The sequence below is a fragment of the Actinoplanes sp. NPDC049802 genome, assembly GCF_040656595.1.
In the GTDB taxonomy this organism is placed as follows: domain Bacteria; phylum Actinomycetota; class Actinomycetes; order Mycobacteriales; family Micromonosporaceae; genus Actinoplanes.
This window is the reverse complement of record NZ_JBFAMR010000019.1, coordinates 24,553-43,715: the sequence shown is the minus strand read 5'-3', so window position 1 is coordinate 43,715 and position 19,163 is coordinate 24,553. Positions and strand designations below refer to the sequence as shown.

General features: G+C 71.8%; 19 protein-coding genes. 10 read left to right on the top strand and 9 right to left on the bottom strand.

Going from position 1 to position 19,163, the window contains the following annotated elements:
- Positions 1-59: 59 nt before the first annotated feature.
- Both AB0I88_RS15785 and AB0I88_RS15780 read right to left on the bottom strand, forming a co-directional pair.
- Positions 60-1,196, bottom strand: a complete 1,137-nt coding sequence (locus tag AB0I88_RS15785; RefSeq protein ID WP_361023802.1) for an acyl-CoA dehydrogenase family protein — start codon at positions 1,194-1,196, stop codon at positions 60-62.
- Positions 1,196-1,834, bottom strand: a complete 639-nt coding sequence (locus tag AB0I88_RS15780) for a TetR/AcrR family transcriptional regulator (RefSeq protein WP_361023799.1) — start codon at positions 1,832-1,834, stop codon at positions 1,196-1,198. Before AB0I88_RS15780 ends, AB0I88_RS15785 begins: the two co-directional genes overlap by 1 nt.
- Positions 1,835-1,956: 122 nt before the next feature.
- Between AB0I88_RS15780 and AB0I88_RS15775 the strand changes: the two genes are divergently transcribed.
- Both AB0I88_RS15775 and AB0I88_RS15770 read left to right on the top strand, forming a co-directional pair.
- The gene (locus AB0I88_RS15775; RefSeq protein ID WP_361023796.1) at positions 1,957-4,902 is read left to right on the top strand and encodes a crotonase/enoyl-CoA hydratase family protein; all 2,946 of its coding nucleotides are present in this window, start codon (positions 1,957-1,959) and stop codon (positions 4,900-4,902) included.
- Between the two features lie 23 nt (positions 4,903-4,925).
- Positions 4,926-6,503: an AMP-binding protein gene (locus AB0I88_RS15770; RefSeq protein ID WP_361023793.1), complete on the top strand. Its 1,578-nt coding sequence runs from the start codon at positions 4,926-4,928 to the stop codon at positions 6,501-6,503.
- A 1-nt stretch (position 6,504) separates the two neighbouring features.
- Here AB0I88_RS15770 and AB0I88_RS15765 read toward each other — a convergent pair whose 3' ends face one another.
- The gene (locus AB0I88_RS15765; RefSeq protein ID WP_361023790.1) at positions 6,505-6,888 is read right to left on the bottom strand and encodes a YccF domain-containing protein; all 384 of its coding nucleotides are present in this window, start codon (positions 6,886-6,888) and stop codon (positions 6,505-6,507) included.
- A gap of 50 nt (positions 6,889-6,938) precedes the next feature.
- Between AB0I88_RS15765 and AB0I88_RS15760 the strand changes: the two genes are divergently transcribed.
- Both AB0I88_RS15760 and AB0I88_RS15755 read left to right on the top strand, forming a co-directional pair.
- The gene (locus AB0I88_RS15760) at positions 6,939-7,718 is read left to right on the top strand and encodes a LamG domain-containing protein (RefSeq protein WP_361023787.1); all 780 of its coding nucleotides are present in this window, start codon (positions 6,939-6,941) and stop codon (positions 7,716-7,718) included.
- 122 nt (positions 7,719-7,840) lie between these two features.
- Complete coding sequence (locus AB0I88_RS15755; RefSeq protein ID WP_361023991.1) at positions 7,841-8,311, top strand: DinB family protein; 471 nt, start codon at positions 7,841-7,843, stop codon at positions 8,309-8,311.
- Here AB0I88_RS15755 and AB0I88_RS15750 read toward each other — a convergent pair whose 3' ends face one another.
- From AB0I88_RS15750 to AB0I88_RS15740, 3 genes are all read right to left on the bottom strand, one after another.
- Positions 8,312-8,848: a hypothetical protein gene (locus tag AB0I88_RS15750; RefSeq protein WP_361023784.1), complete on the bottom strand. Its 537-nt coding sequence runs from the start codon at positions 8,846-8,848 to the stop codon at positions 8,312-8,314.
- A 251-nt stretch (positions 8,849-9,099) separates the two neighbouring features.
- Entirely contained in the window at positions 9,100-11,349 is a 2,250-nt protein-coding gene (locus AB0I88_RS15745; protein ID WP_361023781.1) for an arginine/lysine/ornithine decarboxylase, read from the bottom strand.
- 190 nt (positions 11,350-11,539) lie between these two features.
- A complete protein-coding gene (locus AB0I88_RS15740) occupies positions 11,540-12,295 on the bottom strand; it encodes a hypothetical protein (RefSeq protein ID WP_361023778.1) in 756 nt (251 codons plus the stop codon).
- A gap of 112 nt (positions 12,296-12,407) precedes the next feature.
- Here AB0I88_RS15740 and AB0I88_RS15735 point away from each other — a divergent pair, with 112 nt between their 5' ends.
- Complete coding sequence (locus tag AB0I88_RS15735) at positions 12,408-12,692, top strand: hypothetical protein (protein WP_361023775.1); 285 nt, start codon at positions 12,408-12,410, stop codon at positions 12,690-12,692.
- A gap of 89 nt (positions 12,693-12,781) precedes the next feature.
- Positions 12,782-13,243 (top strand): PepSY domain-containing protein, encoded by a 462-nt coding sequence (locus AB0I88_RS15730; RefSeq protein WP_361023772.1) that lies wholly within the window; start codon positions 12,782-12,784, stop codon positions 13,241-13,243.
- Positions 13,244-13,299: 56 nt separating this feature from the next.
- Here the strand turns inward: AB0I88_RS15730 and AB0I88_RS15725 are convergent, their stop codons facing one another.
- Positions 13,300-14,544, bottom strand: a complete 1,245-nt coding sequence (locus AB0I88_RS15725) for a HAMP domain-containing sensor histidine kinase (RefSeq protein WP_361023769.1) — start codon at positions 14,542-14,544, stop codon at positions 13,300-13,302.
- Positions 14,541-15,224, bottom strand: coding sequence for a response regulator transcription factor (locus AB0I88_RS15720; protein WP_361023766.1), 684 nt, complete (start codon positions 15,222-15,224; stop codon positions 14,541-14,543). The genes AB0I88_RS15725 and AB0I88_RS15720 overlap by 4 nt, the downstream gene beginning before the upstream one ends.
- Positions 15,225-15,334: 110 nt before the next feature.
- On the opposite strand from AB0I88_RS15720, the gene AB0I88_RS15715 reads away from it, so the two are divergent.
- Entirely contained in the window at positions 15,335-15,769 is a 435-nt protein-coding gene (locus AB0I88_RS15715) for a hypothetical protein (RefSeq protein WP_361023763.1), read from the top strand.
- Here the strand turns inward: AB0I88_RS15715 and AB0I88_RS15710 are convergent.
- Positions 15,750-16,796 carry a hypothetical protein gene (locus AB0I88_RS15710; protein ID WP_361023760.1) on the bottom strand — a complete coding sequence of 349 codons (1,047 nt, stop codon included), beginning with the start codon at positions 16,794-16,796 and terminating at the stop codon, positions 15,750-15,752. The genes AB0I88_RS15715 and AB0I88_RS15710 overlap by 20 nt on opposite strands.
- Positions 16,797-17,262: 466 nt before the next feature.
- Between AB0I88_RS15710 and AB0I88_RS15705 the strand changes: the two genes are divergently transcribed.
- The 3 genes from AB0I88_RS15705 (at position 17,263) to AB0I88_RS15695 (ending at position 18,968) form a co-directional block, all read left to right on the top strand.
- Positions 17,263-17,412, top strand: coding sequence for a hypothetical protein (locus AB0I88_RS15705; RefSeq protein WP_361023758.1), 150 nt, complete (start codon positions 17,263-17,265; stop codon positions 17,410-17,412).
- A gap of 228 nt (positions 17,413-17,640) precedes the next feature.
- On the top strand, positions 17,641-17,814 hold the full coding sequence (locus AB0I88_RS15700) for a hypothetical protein (protein WP_361023755.1): 174 nt from the start codon (positions 17,641-17,643) through the stop codon (positions 17,812-17,814).
- A gap of 107 nt (positions 17,815-17,921) precedes the next feature.
- On the top strand, positions 17,922-18,968 hold the full coding sequence (locus AB0I88_RS15695) for an ADP-ribosylglycohydrolase family protein (protein WP_361023752.1): 1,047 nt from the start codon (positions 17,922-17,924) through the stop codon (positions 18,966-18,968).
- Positions 18,969-19,163 lie beyond the last annotated feature (195 nt).

Genomic DNA, 19,163 nt, shown 5'->3' with positions numbered 1-19,163 from the left:
CAGGTCTATCGGTCTTGCGCGCTCACGGCAACGGCCGCGGTCCCCGCGACGGGATCACGTCACTGGTAGCCGAACATCTTCGCGGCCAGGTCGGTCATGATCTCGCTGGCCCCGGCGCCGATGCCGAGGATCCGGGTGTCCCGGTAGTGCCGTTCCACCTCCGACTCGCGCATGTACCCCATCCCGCCGTGCAGCTGGACCGCCTCGTCCACCACGTACTTGCAGGCCTCGACCGCGGCGTTCTTGGCCAGGCACACCTCGCCGATCATCGGCTCACCGGCGGCGTGCCGACCGGCCAGCCAGCGGGTGTACTGCCGGGCCAGGTCGATGCGCTGCCGCATCTGGACCAGCTTGTGCCGGACCACCTGGCGGCTGATCAGCGGACGGCCGAACGTCTCCCGGGACCGGGTGTACTCCAGCGTGAGGTCGAGGCAGCGCTGCGCCACCGCGTAGGCGTGCACCGCCGCGATGATCCGCTCCGACACGAACGCCTGGCCGATCAGCGCGAACCCGAAATTCTCCGGGCCGACCAGGTTGGCGGCCGGCACCCGGCAGTCGGTGAAGGACAGCTCGGCGGTGTCCGAGCAGAGCCAGCCCATCTTGTCGAGCTTGCGGGACACCGTGAAACCGGGTGTGCCCTTCTCGATCACCAGCATGCTGATGCCGGACGCGCCCGGGCCGCCGGTGCGCACCGCGGTGGTGACGAAGTCGGCCCGGACCCCGGAGGTGATGAACATCTTGGCGCCGTTCACCACGTACGAGTCGCCGTCACGGACCGCGGTGGTGCGCAGCGAGCCCACGTCGGATCCGGCCTCCGGCTCGGTGATGCCGAGGGCGCCGATCTTCTCCCCGGCCAGGGTCGGGCGGACGAATCGGTCGATCAGGGCGGCGTCCCCGGAGGCGATGATGTGCGGCAGCGCGATCCCGTGGGTGAACAGCGAGGCGTGGGCGCCGGACGAGCCGCCCGCCTCCAGGAACGCCTCGGTGGAGACGACGGTGTCGACCGTGTCGCCGCCGTCGCCGCCCACCTCCTCGCCGAATCCGATGCCGTAAAGCCCGGCTTTGGCGAGGCGGGTGTGCACGTCACGGGGGATCTCGCCGGCCCGCTCCCAGTCGGTCAGGTGGGGCAGGATCTCCCGGGTGACGAACTGTCTCGTGGAGGCGGCCAGGGCGAGACGTTCCGGGGTGTCGAACATCAACTCTCCTTTGAGCGGGGACGTTCCACCAGGGTGGACGGATCACGGTGGCCGAGCAGGATGGCGGCCGCCCGTTTCCAGCGGCGGATGAGCAGCTCACGGCGGCCCAGATCGCCGCTGACGATGCCGGTCATGGCCAGGCCGGTGAGGACCTCGTAGCTGAACTCGACCACGGTCGGCACGCGGGGATCACCGGGCGAGCTGTCGCTGAGCAGATCGCGGGCCCGGTCGTGCAGAACGGTGAAGATCTCCTTCTCCACCGGGAGCAGCGCGGCGCGCAGCTCGGCGTCGGTACGGCACGCGTTCCACAACTCGAGCGCGGCCCAGAACAGCGGCGAGGAGAAGTGTCGCCAGATGATGTCGATCAGCGCGTCGAGGCGGTCGGCCTCGGGCGGGATCGCGGCGAGCTCGGCGGTCAGCGACTCCACGCGACGGCCCGCCACATACTGCACCGCGCCGACCAGCAGGTCGACCTTGGTCGGGAAGTGGTGCAGCAGCGTGCCGCGGGGCACGTCGGCGCGGGCCAGGACCTCGGCGGTGGAGGTCTCCGCGTAGCCGCGCTCGACCAGGCACTGCAGCGTGGCCTCCAGGACCTTGGCCCGGGTGGCCTCTCTGCGCTGCGCCTGCGTTCGTTTCACCGCTTTACCGTACGACCTGACGGTTAGTTGCGTCCATACAGCCGGCTGTCAGGGTTGGGCAGGCACTTGCCGTGACCCAGGTCACCCCTTTACCGTCAGGCCAGACTGTTAGGGGAGTGTCGATGCCCGCTGGAAATCTCACCCGGATGTTCGCCGTCGCGCGAGCGGCCGCGATCACCGCGCTGAGCCGTCGCCGGCCCGCGCCGGACGAGCCGCCGGCGGTCGAACCGCCCCGGACGTTCGCGTACCCGTGCAGCGTCGCGGTCGAGGCGAACGCCCACCCCCGGCAGGTCTTCGCGGTGCTCGCCGACCCGGCCCGGATGCCCGAGTGGGTGCTCCAGCACACCGGATGGATCGGAGCGCCACCCGCCGAGTTCGCCGACGGGGTGCGATTCCGGCAGCGGATCAAGCTGATGGGGGTGCCGAGCGAGGTCCGCTGGACGGTCACCGGCGTCGTCGAGGACCGGGCCGTCTGGTTCGAGGGCACCGCGCCGATGGGCATCGAGGTCGGCTTCTACCTGTCGGTGGCGCCGTCCGCGACCGGCTCGCTGGTCCGCTTCGACGGCGGCGTCGAGGGCGGGTCGGCGGACGGTCCGCTCGGGCCGATGGTCGCCCGGAACCTCGCCGACGCCATGCGCAGATCGCTCGCAGAGCTCGGGAAGGTGGCCTCGTCGGCGCGGGCCGAGCCGGTGCGGCGTACCGAATCGAGGGTCGCGCCGAGAACGAGCCGCGACAAGCCGGCGCCGATCCGCTGGGAACGCACCGGCGCCGACATCGACCCCTGGACGCCGGTGATCGTCGGGGTGGGACAGGTCTCCGAGCGATCCACCGACCCCACCGACGGTGACCCGGTCTCCCTCGCGGCCCGCGCGCTGCGGCTGGCCGCCGCCGACGCCGGAGCCCCGGGCATCCTCGCGCAGGCGGATCTCTCCGGCTACGTCGCGAGCGTCTCCTGGCAGTACCCGGACGGGGCGGCTCTGTTGGCGTCCGCGGTCGGCGCCCACCCCGCCGAGACCGTGCAGACCACCATCTTCGGCGGCGACGGCTCGTTGCGGCTGCTCAACGACGTGGCCGCGACCATCGCCGAGGGGCGCGCCTCGATCGCGCTGGTCGGCGGGGCGGAGGCGGCCGCCACCGCGGCGGCCGCCGAGCGTGCCTCCGCCGCCCTCGACTGGCCCACCCAGCCGGACGGCGCCACGCCGGCCCGCGTGATCGGCAGCGACGCCCCGGCCAACAACGAGCCGGAGACGGCCGCCGGCCTGGTCGCGCCGATCTACCTGTACGCCCTGATCGAATCCGCCGTCCGCGCAAGCCTCGGCCACACGCCGGACGAACACCTGGACCGGATCACCCGCCTCTGGGCGGGCTACTCGGAGATCGCCGCCGGCAACCCGCACGCCTGGCAGCCGGCGCCGCACACCGCGGAGGAACTGGCCACCCCGGCCGCCGCCAACCGGATGATCTCCGCGCCCTATCCCAAGCTGCTCACCGCGAACCTTCAGGTCAACCAGGGGACCGGCCTCATCGTGTGCAGCGCCGCCGCGGCACAGCAGGCCGGGATCGGCCAGGACCGCTGGATCTTCGTGCACGCCGGGGCGCACGCCACCGAACAGTGGTACGTCACCGAGCGCGCCGACCTGGCCGCCTCACCCGCCATCCGGGCGATCGGCGACGCCGTCCTCGGGCACACCGGGATCGGCATCGACGACGTCAAGCACATCGACCTGTACGCGTGCTTCCCGTCCGCCGTACAGATCGCCGCCCGGGAACTGGGGCTGCCGATCGACGACCCGGACCGGCCGCTCACCGTGACCGGCGGGCTGACCTTCGCCGGCGGGCCGGGCAACAACTACACCAGCCACGCGGTCGCCAACCTGGTCCCGCTGCTGCGTGCCGAGCCGGACAGCTACGGACTGGCCACCGCTCTGGGCTGGTATCTCACCAAGCACGCGGCGACCGTCCTGTCGGCCCGTCCGCCGCGCGCCGCCTACCGGGACATCGACGCCGACCCCCGGCTGCCCCGGCCGCCGGCCCGCCGTGCGCTGCGGTCGCACACCGGTCCGGCGATCGTGGAGGCGTACACCGTGCCCTATGAGCGGGACGGGTCGCCGGCCGCGATGATCGTCACCGCCATCACGCCGTCGGGTGATCGCGTCGTCCTCCGCACTTCCGACATTTCTGAAATATCGGAATTCTGGGAGCTGGAGGTGGACGGCGACCGGTTCACCGTGGCCGACCGTGGGCGGCACGAGCTGCCGCCGCCACCGGAACCGCCGCTGATCGTCGAGTGGCACGGCCCGGTCACTGTCTGGAAGCTGAACCGCCCGGCCGTGCGCAACGCCATCGACCTGGCCACCGCCCGGGCGCTGGAGAAGGCGGCCGACGACTTCGAGGCCGACCCGCAGGCCAGGGTCGCCGTCCTCACCGGCTCGGACACCGTGTTCAGCTCCGGCATGGACCTCAAAGCCGCGGCCCGCGGCGAATACCCGGTCACCGAGGGCCGCGGCCTGCTCGGCATCACCGCGAAACCACCCACCAAACCGCTGATCGCCGCGGTCGAGGGAGCGGCCCTGGCCGGCGGCTGCGAACTCGCCCTCGCCGCCGACCTGATCGTCGCCGCGGAGGACGCAGCGTTCGGCATCCCCGAGGTCAAACGAGGCCTGGTCGCCGTCGCGGGAGGGGTGCTCCGCCTCGCCCGCAGCCTGCCCCGCAGCACCGCCCTGGAACTGGCCCTCACCGGTGAGCTGATGCCCGCCCGCCGGTTGCACGAGCTGGGCCTGATCAACCGCGTCACGCCGCCGGGCAAGGCCCTCGACACCGCCCTGGAACTGGCCCACGACATCGCCGCCAACGCGCCCCTGGCCGTCCTGCTCTCGAAACGCATCGTCGACGAACACCGCGACTGGGGCGCCGCGGAGGCCTTCGACCGGCTCTCCGACATCGCCGGCGAGGTGATCGGGTCCGCTGACGCCGTCGAGGGCATCCGCGCGTACGCCGAGAACCGCGCCCCTTCGAAGGCCACCGCCCCCCGTCGTGAACCACCCCATATGGAAGGGCTGAACAGTTGAGCACGCTGCAAGCGGTTCTGCGGATGCACCAGATAGGAATCGTCAACCTTCTGCGCCCGGACCGGCTGATCAAGGCCGCCGGCAACAACGCCAAGCTCGGCCCCCAGGCCGCCCTCACCGAGAAGGCCGCGACCGAACACCCCGACCTGCCGGCGCTCACCGACGAGCGCGGCACCTGGACCTACCTGCAGTTCTTCCAGCGTTCCAACGCCCTCGCGCACGCCCTGCGCAAGGTCAGCCTGCCGGAGAAGTCGATCATCGGGGTGCTGGCCCGGGACCATCGCGGGCTGGCGCTGGCGATCGCCGGCACGGCCCGGGCCGGGCTGCGGCTGGCGATGCTCAACACCGGTCTCGCCGCCTCCCAGCTCGCCGAGGTGATCAAGCGGGAGAACGTCCGCTTCCTGATGTACGACAGCGAGTTCGCCGACGCCGTCGACGCCCTGCCGGACGACATCCCGCGGTACCTCAGCTGGGAGGACGACGGCTACGAACGGCCACCGGGACTGCTCAGCGTCGAGGAGTTCACGGCCGCCGAGCCGACCACGGTCCCGCTGCCGATCCCGGAGAAGCCGGGCGGGTTCATCATCCTCACCAGCGGCACCACCGGGCTGCCCAAGGGCGCGCCGCGTACCAAGGTGTCGCCGCTGGCCAGCGCCGTCATCGCGGACCGCATCGACTTCCCCCGGCAGGGCACCGCGGTGATCGCGTCCCCGCTGTTCCACGCCACCGGGTTCGGCGCCTGGACGGTCGGGTTGTCGCTGGCCAACCACGCCGTGCTGCTGCGCCGCTTCGACCCCGAGCGGATCCTCGCCGCGATCGCCGACCACAAGGCGCACATGCTGGTCGCGGTGCCGACCATGCTGAACCGGATCCTGGCCCTCGGCCCGGACGTGATCGCCAAATACGACACGTCCTCGCTGAAGACCGTCTTCCTGGCCGGGTCGGCCCTGCCGCCGGAGGTGTGCGTCCGCTTCCAGAACACCTTCGGCGACGTGCTCTACAACGTCTACGGCTCCACCGAGGTGGCGGTCGCGTCCGTGGCCCAACCGCACGAGCTGCGCAAATCCCCCGGCACGGTGGGGAAACCGCCGGTGACGGTGCAGGTGGCGCTCTACGACGCCGAGGACCGCCGGATCAGCGCGCCGGACACCAAGGGCCGGGTCTTCGTCCGTACCGGCATCCCGTTCGAGGGCTACACCGACGGGCAGCACAAGCAGATCATCGACGGTTTCATGGCCACCGGCGACCAGGGACACTTCGACGCCGACGGACTGCTCTACATCGACGGCCGCGACGACGACATGATCATCTCCGGTGGGGAGAACGTCTACCCGCTCGAGGTGGAGAACCTCCTCGCCGAGCGGGCCGACGTGATGGACGCCGCGGTCATCGGCGTCGACGACCCGGACTTCGGCACCCGGCTGCGGGCCTTCATCGTCCCGACCGAGGACTCCGCCCGGGACCCGCAGGAGATCCGCGAGTTCGTCCGCGCCAACCTGGCCCGCTACAAGGTGCCCCGGGACGTGATCTTCGTCGACGACCTGCCGCGCAACCCGACCGGCAAACTGGTGCGACGGGAGCTGCCCACCGGCCCCCTCTAGATCAGTCCAGGTCCACGATCTCCCGGCCCAGCGGCCAGAACGCCACCGGGACCAGCTTGAAATTCGCGATCCCGAACGGGATGCCGATGATCGTGACGCACTGCGCGACACCGGCGACCAGGTGGGTGAGGGCCAGCCACCAGCCGGCCAGCACCACCCAGAGGATGTTGGCGAGACCGGACGCCACCCCGGCGTCCGGCTTGCTGACCACGGTCCGGCCGAAGGGCCACAGCGAGTAGACGGCGAGCCGCAGCGCTGCCACCCCGAACGGGATCGTGACGATCAGCGCGAAGCAGACGAGCGCGGCCAGACCGTACCCGATCGCCAGGACGAAGCCGCTGCCGAAGATGAACCAGAGAACATTGAGAATGAACCGCACACCCACAGGATGACTCCCGCCCGCCACCGGAGGGTTCCGGGCGCGTTTGATCGTATGTGCCCTCGACGCTGACCCGCCGCCGAGCCGCGGTGATCGCCCTGCTGGTGCTGCTGCCGGCCGCCGTGCTCGCGGCCGGGACCGCCCTTCGCCCGGCCGGGCCGGCGCCCGCCGTCTGGGTCACCCCGGCGGCGCCGCCCGTCCCGCCGCCGCTGCTGCTGGCCGGCTACGACTTCGACGGCCCGCGCCCGTGGGACGACGTCTCGCGGCACGGACATCACCTGACCCCGTTCGGCGGCAACCGGGCCCGCCCACGACGCGTCCCGCACGGCGCCGGCCGGGCCGTGCAGTTCCCACGGCCGTGCGACCGCGAGCCGTGCCCGCGGCTCATCCTGCGGGTGCCCAGCACACCGGCGCTCAACCCGGGCGCCGCGCCGTTCAGCTACGGCGCCACCGTGCGGCTGTCCGCCCGGGACACCACGGCCGGCCAGAACGTGCTCCAGAAGGGCTACGCCGCCGAGGGCAGCCAGTACAAACTCCAGATCGACGGCCGGCGCGGGCACCCCAGCTGCGTCATGCGCGGCGAGGACTCCCGGGCCATCCACGTGGCGCTCGCCCCGATCGGGGTGGCCGACGGAGACTGGCACCGGCTCGAGTGCCGCCGGACCCGTACCGACCTCATCCTGCTGGTCGACGGCTCGCCGCACGCCGCCGTCCGGATCCCGCCGGGGCTGCGCGTCGACAACGCCATGTCCCTCAACATCGGCGGCAAGAGCGCCCACGCCCACAACGACCAGTTCCACGGTGCCGTCGACGACATCTTCCTTTCAAAACCCTGATCCCGTACGCGTGACAAGCACCGCCGCGACCAGACCCGCCACGCCGCTCACCCGCCGGGAAGGCGCCTCGACCGGCCGGCTCCGGTTCCGGGTGATCCTCCGGATAGCGTGAACTCATGTCCATGGACGACGTGATCGGCGGATCGCTGCGCGAGCAGTGGGAGTTCTTCCTCGACGAGCACCGTCAGGCTTTGCACGACTGCCTCGACGGTCTCACCGAGGAGCAGGCCCGGCGGCGTCTGGTGCCGTCCCGGACCACGCTGCTCGGGCTGGTCAAGCACGCCACCTTCGTCGAGAAGGTGTGGTTCGACGAGGCGATCACCGGGCGCTCCCGGGAGGAGATCGGCATCCCGGCGACTCCGGACGAGTCGTTCGTCCTGACCGCCGAGGACACCATCGACAGCGTCCTCGCCGAGTACCGGGAGACCTGCGCGGCCTCCCGGAAGGCCACCGCGCCGCTCGGGCTGGACGACGTCGTCACCGGCAACCGGCGCGGGCCGCTGCCGCTGCGCTGGATCTACCTGCACGCGCTGCGAGAATTCGCCCAGCACTGCGGGCACGCCGACATCCTGCGCGAGCAGATCCTCACCTAGCTAGGCGAAATCGCGGTACTTGATCTTTGCCCGGCGGCCGTCCGGGTGGTGCCAGACGACGCCCTCGAACTTCGGGTGCGCCAGCAGCCACGACCGCAGCCCGTCCAGGTCGCGGGGCACGTCCAGGCGCTCGGCGTCGTGGTGCGCCACCAGCGCGTGTCCGCGTACACCCTCGGGGTTGCCGTTGATCTTCTCGCCGATCAGCTCGTAGGTGCCCGGTGCGCCGGTGAACGAGGCGGCGGCCTCGGCGTGGTACCTCGCGTAGGCGGACTGCGCGATCGGCTCCCAGCCCATCGTCTTGCCGGTGACCTCGTCGGTCATCACCGGCCGGTAGCCGGGTGGGCGGGTCCGGCCCGGCCGCACCTCGCGCCGCGCCCACCACGTGCCGTCCGCGTCGAGCAGCACACAGGTGCCGTCGTATTTGCGGGTGGCGACCCCCTCGCCGTCGAGGACCCACCGGCACTCGGGGTCGGCCTCGGGCAGGACGCGCCTACGGTCCTGCGGATCACGCTGGAACAGGGTGGGGATCTTCCGCATCGCGCCATCGTAGAGCGACCCGGCAGCTTCCAGATCATGAATTTCAGCGCCCTGCGGACCCGAACCCGGCCCCGGGCCGGGCCATCGAGCTCAGCCCGGTGGGCGCGGCACGGGGCGTGCCTGGGCAGCGAGATCGCGCCGTACGGACGGGACGGGCCGAATCGGGCGGGGCGGGGTCACGCGTACCGGAAATGGGTCAGCGGGGCAGGTGATGGGCCCAGCCGGGCGGGGGCACGCGCACCGGGATGGGGTCAGCGGAGGCAGGCGACGGTGCGGTGGCCGGTGGTGTCGTCGGCGGCGATGCCGTGGGTGATGCCGGTGAAGCCGGGCCAGCGTTCGGCCAGGATCTGCTCGTGCCGGAGGAAACGGACGATCGACGGGCTGACGCGCTCGCCCGGGACCAGCAGCGGGATCCCCGGCGGGTACGGGGTGAGGAGCACCGCGGTGGTGCGGCCGGCCAGCTCCCGCACCGGCACGTGCTCCACCCGGCCGGCCGCCATGGCCGCCCACGCGTCGGCGGGCAGGGTCACCTGTTCGGCCGGCTCCGTGTAGATCGCCGTGGTGAGTTCGGCCAGGTCGGCGTCCCGGTAGGTGTGGTGCAGGGCGTCGCAGAGGTCCTTCAGGCCGAGGCGGGCGTACCCCGGAAAGGTCGCGGCGAAAGCCGGCATCAGGCGCTCGATGGCCGCGTTGCCGTCGTAGGCGCTCTTGAAGCGGTGCAACTCCGCGACCAGGGAGTTCCAGCGGCCCTTGGTGATGCCGATGGTGAAGAGGACGAACAGCGAGTACAGGCCGGTCTTCTCCACCACCACGCCGTGTTCGGCCAGGTAGCGGGCCAGGACCACGCCGGGGATGCCCGGGTCGCTGTATCGCCCGTCCACGGTCAGCCCCGGTGTGGTGAGCGTGACCTTGATCGGGTCGAGCATCGTGAAGCCGTCGTCGATCCGGTCGAAGCCGTGCCAGCCGGCGTCCGCGGTGAGTTCCCATTCGGAGCGTTCCGGCAGACCGGTACGCGGTGGCGTGTCCGGCCCCCAGACGCCGAACCACCATTCCGGCCGCTCCGTACCGATCCGGATGATGGTGCGCCGGAACTCCATCGCCTCGGTGATGGTCTCCTCCACCAGGGCGCGGCCCCGCCGGCCGGCCATCATCTCCGCGGACACGTCGCAGCTGGCGATGATGGCGTACTGCGGGCTCGTGGACGTGTGCATCCGGTACGCCTGGGCGAAGACCCGCTCGTCGAAGTGCCCGCCGGCGGTGTCCTGCACGAGGATCTGCGACGCCTGGGAGAGCCCGGCCAGCAGTTTGTGGGTGGACTGGGTGGAGTAGACGACGGTGCCGGCGGTGCGGTCGCGGTCGTTGGCGACACCGTGCATGCCCTCGTACAGCTCGTGGAAACCGGCGTGCGGCAGCCAGGCCTCGTCGAAGTGCAGGGCGCCGACGACGCCGTCGAGACTCGCCCGCAGCTCGTCGGCGCGGTAGATGATCCCGTCGTAGGTGGACTGGGTCAGTGTCAGCAGGCGGATCGGCTTGCTCTTGTCGGCGATCAGCGGGCTGGCCTCGATCTTCTCGCGCAGCGCCGCCTCGGTGAACTCGCTGCGCGGGATCGGCCCGATGATGCCGGCCTTGTTGCGGGTCGGCATCAGATAGATGGGTACGGCCCCGGTGAGCACGATCGCGTGCAGGACGGACTTGTGGCAGTTGCGGTCCACCGCGACGATGTCGCCCGGCCCGACGAGCGAATTCCACACGATCTTGTTCGAGGTGGAGGTGCCGTTCGTGACGAAGTACAGGTGGTCGGCGCGGAACGTCCGGGCGGCCAGGCGCTCGCTGTCGGCGATCGGGCCGGTGTGGTCGAGCAGCTGACCCAGCTCCTCGACGGCGTTGCACACGTCGGCGCGCAGCAGGTTCTCCCCGAAGAACTCGTGGAAGAGGGTGCCGACCGGGCTTTTCAGGAATGCCGTGCCGCCGGAGTGTCCGGGACAGTGCCACGAGTAGGCGCCGTCGTTCGCGTACCGCATCAGCGCCGCGAAGAACGGTGGGGCCAGCCGGCCGAGGTAGTGGTTCACCTCCCGCTGGATCTTGCGGGCCACGAAGTCGGGGGTGTCCTCGTACGCGTTGACGACCCCGTCGATCCGGGACAGCACCGACTGCGGAACCCGCCGCGCCGTCAACTGCTCGCCGACGAGCAGGATCGGAACCCGGTCGTTGTGTGCCCGGACGGCCTCAACGAACTCGGCCGCGGCGCGGACGGCGGCGATGTCGGCGGGCTCCTCCGGTTCGTCGGGGGAGCGGCGCACGGTCAGGCGCAGCTCGTACAGGACGGCCGAACTCGACCGGGCGGCGTGCGCCAGCATGCCCAGGCGTGCGGTGTACCGCCCCTCGTCGTGAACCCGCCGAAGCTCCAGGCCGGCGTTCAGCAGGGCCGCTTCGAGCAGCTCCAGCGGCCGGTGCGTGCCGGCCGGGCCGTCCACGGGCGTGACGATCGTGACCGGGAACGACAAGGCGGACGTCCTCTCGGCGGTGTAGGGGCGCGGTGACCCGGGCCTGACCCGCCGCGGGCGCCGACAGGCGGCGCCCGGGCCACGCCACCGGCCCCGTGACCGGCAGGGCAGACCCTAACCAGCGCGACGGCCCGGCGGCGGGGGAATCCCGGACCGGTCCCCGAGCCGGGTGACATCGCCGCCCCGGCGGTCACACGTCGATCAGGAGCAGGCCGTCGCCGATCAGGCCCACGTCGGGTTCGCCCTGGTAGGCGCCGACCCGGAGGGTGCGCTCGCCGTCGATGCGGAACAGTTGGCCGACCTCGAAGTCGTGTCCCTCGGCCAGCATCCGGGCCAGATGGTTGAGGATCATGGCGGTCTCCTCGATCCGCTCCGGCGGGACACCGGCGATCAGATCCGGACGACCGAACTTGATCATCCCTCGGGTGTGCACCGGATGACCGAAACCGGGACGGCTGCCGCTCTCCGCCACCAGACCGACATCGTGCTGGATCACGAACGGCCGGTGCGGGTCCAGTCCGGCCACCGCGTCACCGGAGTGCCAGATGTGCGTATACACATCCAGCACGGCGAACGCGCCCGCCTCGGCGAGCAGCCCGGCCACCGCCCAGCCCAGCTGGAGATGGGTCAGGTCGGCCGGGTCGTCCACGATCAGCCGCACCGAATAGCACCACCTCGCGGCGTCCAGACGGTCCGCGCCGGGCAGCTCCCGGGCCGCGGCCTCCCGCAGCGGGCCGGAACGCCACCCGTCGAACCACTCCGGATCATCCTCCTGCCGGTGCTGGCGCAGGTCCAGAGCGGCCATCGGCGCCGACGGCGGGGCGCCGACCTTGAGGTCGAGGCCACTCAGCACGTCCTGTTCGGCGAAGACGACGAACATCGCCGACGCCGGCCGGCCGGTGGGGCGGAACGCCGGGCGCTGCCACGGCTCGATCAGAGTGCTCACCTGATCATCCTGTCAGCGTTCGCCCCGGTAGGTGATCCGCGCCGCGAACCTCGCCGACCGCTTCCGGCTCAGCGGGACGGAGCCGGTCGACCGGGCTTCGTACAGTGCCGGGATGAAGATGAGCTTCGATGTGGGGGCGGAGGAGCGCCACACCGTGGTGTTCTCGTTCAACAAGTTCTGGGGCGGGCTGTCCATCACGGTCGACGGGTACGACGTCGTGCGCACCGTGAAGGTCGCGTCCGCCGAGCTGGTCAAGCGGTACGACTTCGTGGTCGGGGTCCAGGAGCGGCATTACGTGACGATCGAGCACCACCGGAAGCTGCTGTTCGCCGGGCTCCGGGACCAGCCGGTCCACGCCTACGTCGACGGGGTGCTCCTCGCGCAAGGCGTCGCCTGAGCTTATCCCGGCCTTAACGTTCACACAGCGTGCCCATAGCGATCCCCGCGGGAAGGTGACCCGGTCCGAGACGACAGGAGGGGAAAGCCATGAACAGGACGGCAACCGCGGCGGTGTTCGCCGCCGGATCGCTGGTCGTGCTGGGTTTCGGGGGAGCCGCGCTGGCGGGCGGCGCCGAGGGCGTGCGGCCGGGGGCGCTTGTCTCACCATCGACTACGGTGAGTGAGCCGGCGGGTCCGAGCGGTGCGCCCAGCCCGGCCGGAAGCTCCACCGCGCCGGCCGGTGGCGACGTGACCGCCGACGAGGCCCGGGCCATCGCCCTGCGCGCCGTGCCGGGCGGGACCGTCGAATCGGTCGAGCAGGAGACCGAGCACGGCCGGCTCGTCTGGGAGGTGGACGTGCTGGCGGGCGGCGTCGAACACGACCTGGACGTGGACGCCACCACCGGCGAGGTCACCCGGCACGAGACCGACGACGACAGCGACAGCGACGACAGCGACAGCGACGACAACGACAGCGACGACGACGACAACGGTCGCGACGACGACTGACGCGGTTCCGGGTACACCGTGTGCGAACCGGAAGCGGCGCGCGTACCCGGCAGGAGTCAGGGACCGGCGATCTCCAGCCGGACCACCGCCCCGCCGGAACCCGGAGGGTTGATCTCGAAGACGGCCGCCACCTGCCGGGCGATGTCCAGCCCGAGCCCGGTGGAATCCCCACCGGAGGCGCCGCGCCGCGCGGCGCCTCCGGACGGGAAGCCGGGTCCCCGATCCGCGACGGTGAGGACCGCACCGCCACCCTGCCGGGCGGCGAGAGTGACCGCCAGCGGCGTCCCGTCCGGGGTGTGAGCGAACACGTTGCCGAGCAGCGCGTCGAGCGCGGCGGCCAGATCGTCGGCGGCGACCGCGACCGGCACCGGCCCGGACGGCAGATCCCGGCGGACGTCGCGCCCGGTGTCCTCGGCAAGCACCGCCCAGAACGCCACCCGATCGGTCGCCACGGCGGTCGCGTCGCAGGTCGCGGCCGGCGCACCGGCCCGCCGAGCCTGCCGGATGACGGCGGTGACCACACGGGCGACCTCGTCGGCGGCGGCCGCCACCCGGGCCGACTCCTCCGGGTCGCGCAGCGACTCGGCCTCCAGGCGCAGCGCGGTCAGCGGGGTGCGCAGGCGGTGGGAGAGGTCGGCGACACGTTCGCGTTCGGTGGCGAGCAACTCCTGGATGCGGGCGGCGAGATGGTTGAGCGCCCCGGCGACCTCACGCAACTCTGGCGGGCCCGCCGGGTCGGCGCGGGCGGTCAGCTCGGCGCCGGCGAGCCGCAGCGAGACCGCCGACAGCTGAGTGATCGGCGCGATGATGGCGCGGGCCAGCCGGTCGGCGACGAACAGGCCCAGCAGCACGAGCGCGGCGCCCAGCCCGGCCAGGGTGGCCCACGCGCGGGTCACACCCCGGGTCAGCTCGGCGTCGGTGACCACGGTGCGGATCACCGTGACCCCGGCCGCCCCGAGCACCGGCACCACCAGCTCCTGACCGTCGTCGGTGATCACGGTGAGAGCCTCGCGGCGGGCGGCGGCGAGGCGGACCGCCGCGGTGGGCGCGGCGGGAGCGCCGAGAACGCTGCCGTCGGGCAGAAAAACCGTCACCGGTACGGGCTGAGCCGACACCGTGAGCCGCAACCCGTCGGTGTCGCCGGCCCCGGCCAGCGGCACGATCGACTGGACCACGTCGTCGGCGCGGCTCAGCGCCCGGTCGGCGGCCACCTGCCGGACCAGCAGCGCCAACGGCACCAGGAACGCCAGCAGCACCAGCACCGTGGTGGCGGCGACCAGAAGAGTGAGGCGGGCTCTCACGCCGGCTCGCTCAGTCTGACCCCGACCCCACGGACGGTGTGCAGATAACGCGGCTCCTGCGCGGTCTCGCCGAGTTTGCGCCGCAGCCAGGACAGGTGCACGTCGACGGTCTTGTCGGCCCCGCCGTACGGCACCTGCCACACCTCGCTGAGCAACTCCCGTTTGGTGACCACCTGACCGGCGTGCGAGGCCAGATGGTGCAGCAGATCGAACTCGCGCGGGGTGAGTTCGACCGCCGCCCCGTCGAGGGTGACCGAGCGGGCCGCCTGGTCGATGCGCAGCCCACCGACCTCGAGCACCGGCGGCGGTTCCCCGGGCCCGGCGCCGCGCCGCAGCACCGCCCGGATCCGCGCGTCGAGCTGCGCCGCGGTGAACGGTTTGACCACGTAGTCGTCGGCTCCGGCGTCGAGCAGCCGGACCATCTCGGTCTCCTCGTCACGGGCCGTCGCCACGATCACCGGGATCCGGCTGACCGCCCGCAGCATGCGCAGCAGCTCCCGCCCGTCGAGGTCGGGCAGGCCCAGGTCGAGGACGATCAGGTCCGGCCGCTCGGCGAGGGCGGTCTGCAAACCCTCCATGGCGGCCGCCGACGCCGCGACCGCGTGGCCGCGTTCCCGGAGGGCACGCAGCAGCGGGGTACGGATCGCCGGATCGTCCTCGATCAACAGGAGTCTCGCCACGGCTGCACGGTAACCGCTGGATCCGCCGCAACCGTGCTTCTTAACCGTCCCTTAGCGGTGTGCGGTGCCCGGCTTATCGTCCGGCGGCGGATAGTGGCGGGGTGCGCCTCATGGACCGGTTCGGCCGGCTGCCCCTGGTCATCGTCGCGGGATGGATCGTCGCGGCGGTGCTCGCCGTGCTGGTCGGGGTCGTCGGGATCGGCCTGGTCGGGTCCGGTCTGGTGTCCCGGCAGGGCGCCCCGATCAGCGAGGACGAGGTGGAACGGGCGCTGGACGGGCTGGGCGGCGCCTCGCCTACCCCGCCGCCGGCCACGTCATCCACCGCCACCGCCCGGGGCCGGTCGTTCCCGACCCGGGGCGGCACCGTGGTGGCCGACTGCGAACGGATCCTGTCGATGTCCCCGGCGCAGGGGTTCGCGGTCCACGACCAGGACGACGACGAGGGCGAGTTCCGCTCGGTGCGCGGCAAGGTGAAGGTCGAGGTCGAGCTCACCGGCTGTGACCAGGGGACGCCCCGGCTGGAGATCAGCGAGGAAGCCAGCTGACGTCCGGCTTCGGCCCGAGGACCAGCTCGTTCATGATCCGGATCAGCTCCTCGCGGGTCACCTCCGCCCGGGTCGTCACCCGCAGGATCCGGGTCCCGCCCAGATCGATCCGGGCCGAGGAGGCGACCCGCCCGCGGCAGGTGGCCGCCGGATCGTCCGGCGGCGGGGAGATCGCGTCCCCGCAGTCCTGGATCTCGCCGCCCATGAGCACCGTTCCCGGTACGCCCCGCAGGGTGGCGGGCTCGCCCTTGGGCGTCGAGACCTCCCGCAGCAGGGTCACGTCGAGCCGCCCCTCGCCGGACTCCAGGCTCAGCGACTCGGTCCAACCGGACCGGTCGCCGTTGATGGACGCGGTGACCGGTCCGGTGAGCCGCTCCGGGAGCCACCCGAAGACCAGCGACACGGCACAGACCGACGCGCCGTCCGGCTCGATCGAGTCGGCGACGCGCCGGGCGGTCTTGGCCCGGTCGGCGGCTTTGACGACGAAGACGCCCAGCAGCATTCCGTCACCGGCGTCGAGGAAGATCTGGAGGGGCTGCTCCGGATCGGTGGTCTGCCAGCAGCGGCGGCCACCGATCGTGCCCTGGGTGCGGCCGGCCAGCGCGTCCTCCGTACGTGGCTGAAGGAAGAGGTGGATCAGGTCGGTGTCGTCGTCGCCGCGCTGCCACGACCGGGTCTGCCGGCCCGGGCCGGTGCCGGGAAGCGTGGCGGTGCGGCCGGTCTCGGCATAACCCGTGGGCACCCAGCCCACCCGGTAGAGCAGCGGAACCCGGGTCTCGGCGGGAGTCTTCGAAACCGTCGGCGACGGGGTGGGCGGCGCGGCGACCGGCGCCGCCCTCTCCGCGGCCGGCCGGAGGAGCACCGCCGTCCCCGCGGCCGTCCCGGCCACCGCCGCGGCGGCCACCAGCAGCCCCCGCCGCTGCCGGCGCACCCGAGCGAGGGCTGCGATCCCGGCGGCCACCGGCCCCGGATCGTGCGCCCGGTCGGCGATGGACGTCAGCGCGTCACGCAGCATCTCGTCGTTCATCAACCTCTCCTACGTTGGTCGCTTCCACTCGGAGCCGGGCGAGGGCGCTCGACGCGTACACCCGGACCGTAGTCAATGAGCGAAAACCGCCAAGTCCGGCTTCGACCGGCGCATTTTCGCCGCAGCCCTCGGACAGGCCGCCTGCTGGACCCGGCGAATTTCGCCCAGTACGGCATCACCGGCCAAGACCTCGACGAGATGCGGACCCGGTTCGCGGCGTGGCGTCACGATCTACTCGCCGAGTCATCGCCGGAATAGCCGCGCAGCGGGCAATCGCCCGGCGGCGGGTGGTCACCCGACGAGCATCGGCTGTTCGGCAGACTGGCGCGATGAGTTCTCGAAGCCGACGCCCCGCAAAGCGGGGAACCAGCCGGGCCCGCCGCCCAGATCTCACCATCGTGCCCGGCACGGGGAGCAGGCGTGCGGTTGCCCCGGCTGCGCAGAAGGCGGACCGGACCCCGAACGGATGCTGACCGGCCTGGTCGATGACGCGTCCGCGTTGGCCGAGGTCGATGATCCGCTCGAAGCGGAGCTGGCCGGTGCTTTGTTCGTGGCGATGAGCCGGGCCGGCGGCGAGGAGATGATGGCGGCGTTCGCTGGTGCTTTCACCCGCTGACCAACAGGCCACGAATAGATCGCCGCTCGTTGACGTGCCTGCCACACCGGGCCGACCCATCAACGAGCGACGTGGCCGAGATACCTTCTTCGTTGGCTCGGAGGGCCCGGCCGGTGGACGCGGTGCGTCCCGACCGGCCGGGGTGTTCCACGGCCACGGCACGGGGATGCCGTAGCCGGTCACTCACCGGGTTGCGGACCGGGGAGCGACAACCAGCAACATCCGGACATGATCCCGCTGACCAGCAACGAGATCCGGTGCCTCATCAACGTCCTGCCCATCCAGGCCACCCGCAGCGTCGTCGCCCACCGTCTGCGCTGGTCATGCTGGCGACGCCGGCACCAGGCGCGAGCAAGACGAGCCCACTACACCCGCCGTCTCAACCTCGAACTGCAGCCATGATCAGAATGGTGGCTGCCGCCCCAGCCGCAGGGAAGGGCGTCGATGAGAACCGTCTTGTCGGGGATATCCACCGTTCGGCGGAAGATCGCCTCTCTATGCTCCTCCGCGTGACCACGGTGACGACGAAGCAGATATCGACGGCGCGGGGATGCGTTCTCGGGCTTGTGCTTGGTGACGCGATCGGTGCCGTCGGCGCCGAGGTGCCGTCCGCCGGCCCGTTGAGCGCCACCACCGGCGCCCAGCTCGCCTGCTTCACGATCGAAGGTGTGATTCGAGCGCACGTCCGCGCCACTCACCGGGGCATCTGCCACCCGCCGAGCGTCGTCTGGCATGCCTACACACGTTGGGCCGTCATGCAGGGGATCCCCGGTTTCAAGCCACGGCAGAAGGAGAACTGGCCCGACGGCTGGCTCGCTCAGGTGCCGGTGCTGGCCGCTCGGCGTGGTTCGGCGCCGGCCACTGTCACCGCGTTGCAGAACCGCACCATGGGCGAAATCGACAAGCCGGCCGGGGACAGCATCGGCGCGCATGCGCTGACCCGCGTCCTTCCCGTCGGGCTCACCGCCGAGTGGGTTCCGGAGCCGGCCCGTCTCGCCGCGGAGATCGCTGCGACCACTCACGCCGGGGAGGCGGTCCACGCGGCTGCCCTCAGCGCGGCGATCATCGCCGGCATCGCCAAGGGGCAGGGCATCGAGGAGGCCGTGCAGCAGTCGCAATGGGAGAGTATGAGCTTCCTGAAGCAGCCGGTCGAGTCGCCCGTCGCCGCTGCCGTGGAAGCCGCACGATCCCAGCCACGGCAGGCCATGAGGCTGGCTCAACTCGTACCCGATGCCCGGGCTGCGGCCGTGCTGGCCGGAGGCGTCTATGTGGCGCTCTGCTTCCCCGGACGCGACCAGATCCGTGATGCCCTGCTCTTCGCCGCGTCGTGCGGCAACGGAAGCGGAAGCCACGTCGCTGCGGTCGCCGGTGCTCTGCTGGGCGCTGCCCACGGAGCTGACGCCTTGCCGGTCGGCTGGGTTTCCCGGCTGGAGCTGGCATGGGTCGCCGACGTTCTGGCTCGTGACCTCATCGCCGAGTTCGTCGACCAGCCGTCCGGCACCGAGTACACCCCGGGCGACGATCCGCACTGGGGGGATCGCTATCCGGGCTGGTGAAAGGATGCGCTGATGGGGACGTTGCTGTGGTCGGTGTGCGGCCTGTCGGCGCCGGTACCCGCCTGCCCGGTCTCGGCCGGCCGCTGGTCGTAGCCGCCGAGTGGTCGGTGTGCGGCCTGTCGGCGCCGGTACCCGCCTGCCCGGTCTCGGCCAGCCGCTGGTCGTAGCCGCCGAGTGGTCGATGTGCGGCCTGTC

What these genes read in the sequence shown, in the direction of transcription:
- AB0I88_RS15785 (WP_361023802.1), bottom strand. Translation starts at nt 1,196, where the DNA reads ATGTTCGACACCCCGGAACGTCTCGCCCTGGCCGCCTCCACGAGACAG.
- AB0I88_RS15775 (WP_361023796.1), top strand. Translation starts at nt 1,957, where the DNA reads ATGCCCGCTGGAAATCTCACCCGGATGTTCGCCGTCGCGCGAGCGGCC.
- AB0I88_RS15770 (WP_361023793.1), top strand. Translation starts at nt 4,926, where the DNA reads ATGCACCAGATAGGAATCGTCAACCTTCTGCGCCCGGACCGGCTGATC.
- AB0I88_RS15755 (WP_361023991.1), top strand. Translation starts at nt 7,841, where the DNA reads ATGGACGACGTGATCGGCGGATCGCTGCGCGAGCAGTGGGAGTTCTTC.
- AB0I88_RS15750 (WP_361023784.1), bottom strand. Translation starts at nt 8,848, where the DNA reads ATGCGGAAGATCCCCACCCTGTTCCAGCGTGATCCGCAGGACCGTAGG.
- AB0I88_RS15735 (WP_361023775.1), top strand. Translation starts at nt 12,408, where the DNA reads ATGAAGATGAGCTTCGATGTGGGGGCGGAGGAGCGCCACACCGTGGTG.
- AB0I88_RS15730 (WP_361023772.1), top strand. Translation starts at nt 12,782, where the DNA reads ATGAACAGGACGGCAACCGCGGCGGTGTTCGCCGCCGGATCGCTGGTC.
- AB0I88_RS15715 (WP_361023763.1), top strand. Translation starts at nt 15,335, where the DNA reads ATGGACCGGTTCGGCCGGCTGCCCCTGGTCATCGTCGCGGGATGGATC.
- AB0I88_RS15710 (WP_361023760.1), bottom strand. Translation starts at nt 16,796, where the DNA reads ATGAACGACGAGATGCTGCGTGACGCGCTGACGTCCATCGCCGACCGG.
- AB0I88_RS15705 (WP_361023758.1), top strand. Translation starts at nt 17,263, where the DNA reads ATGCTGACCGGCCTGGTCGATGACGCGTCCGCGTTGGCCGAGGTCGAT.
- AB0I88_RS15700 (WP_361023755.1), top strand. Translation starts at nt 17,641, where the DNA reads ATGATCCCGCTGACCAGCAACGAGATCCGGTGCCTCATCAACGTCCTG.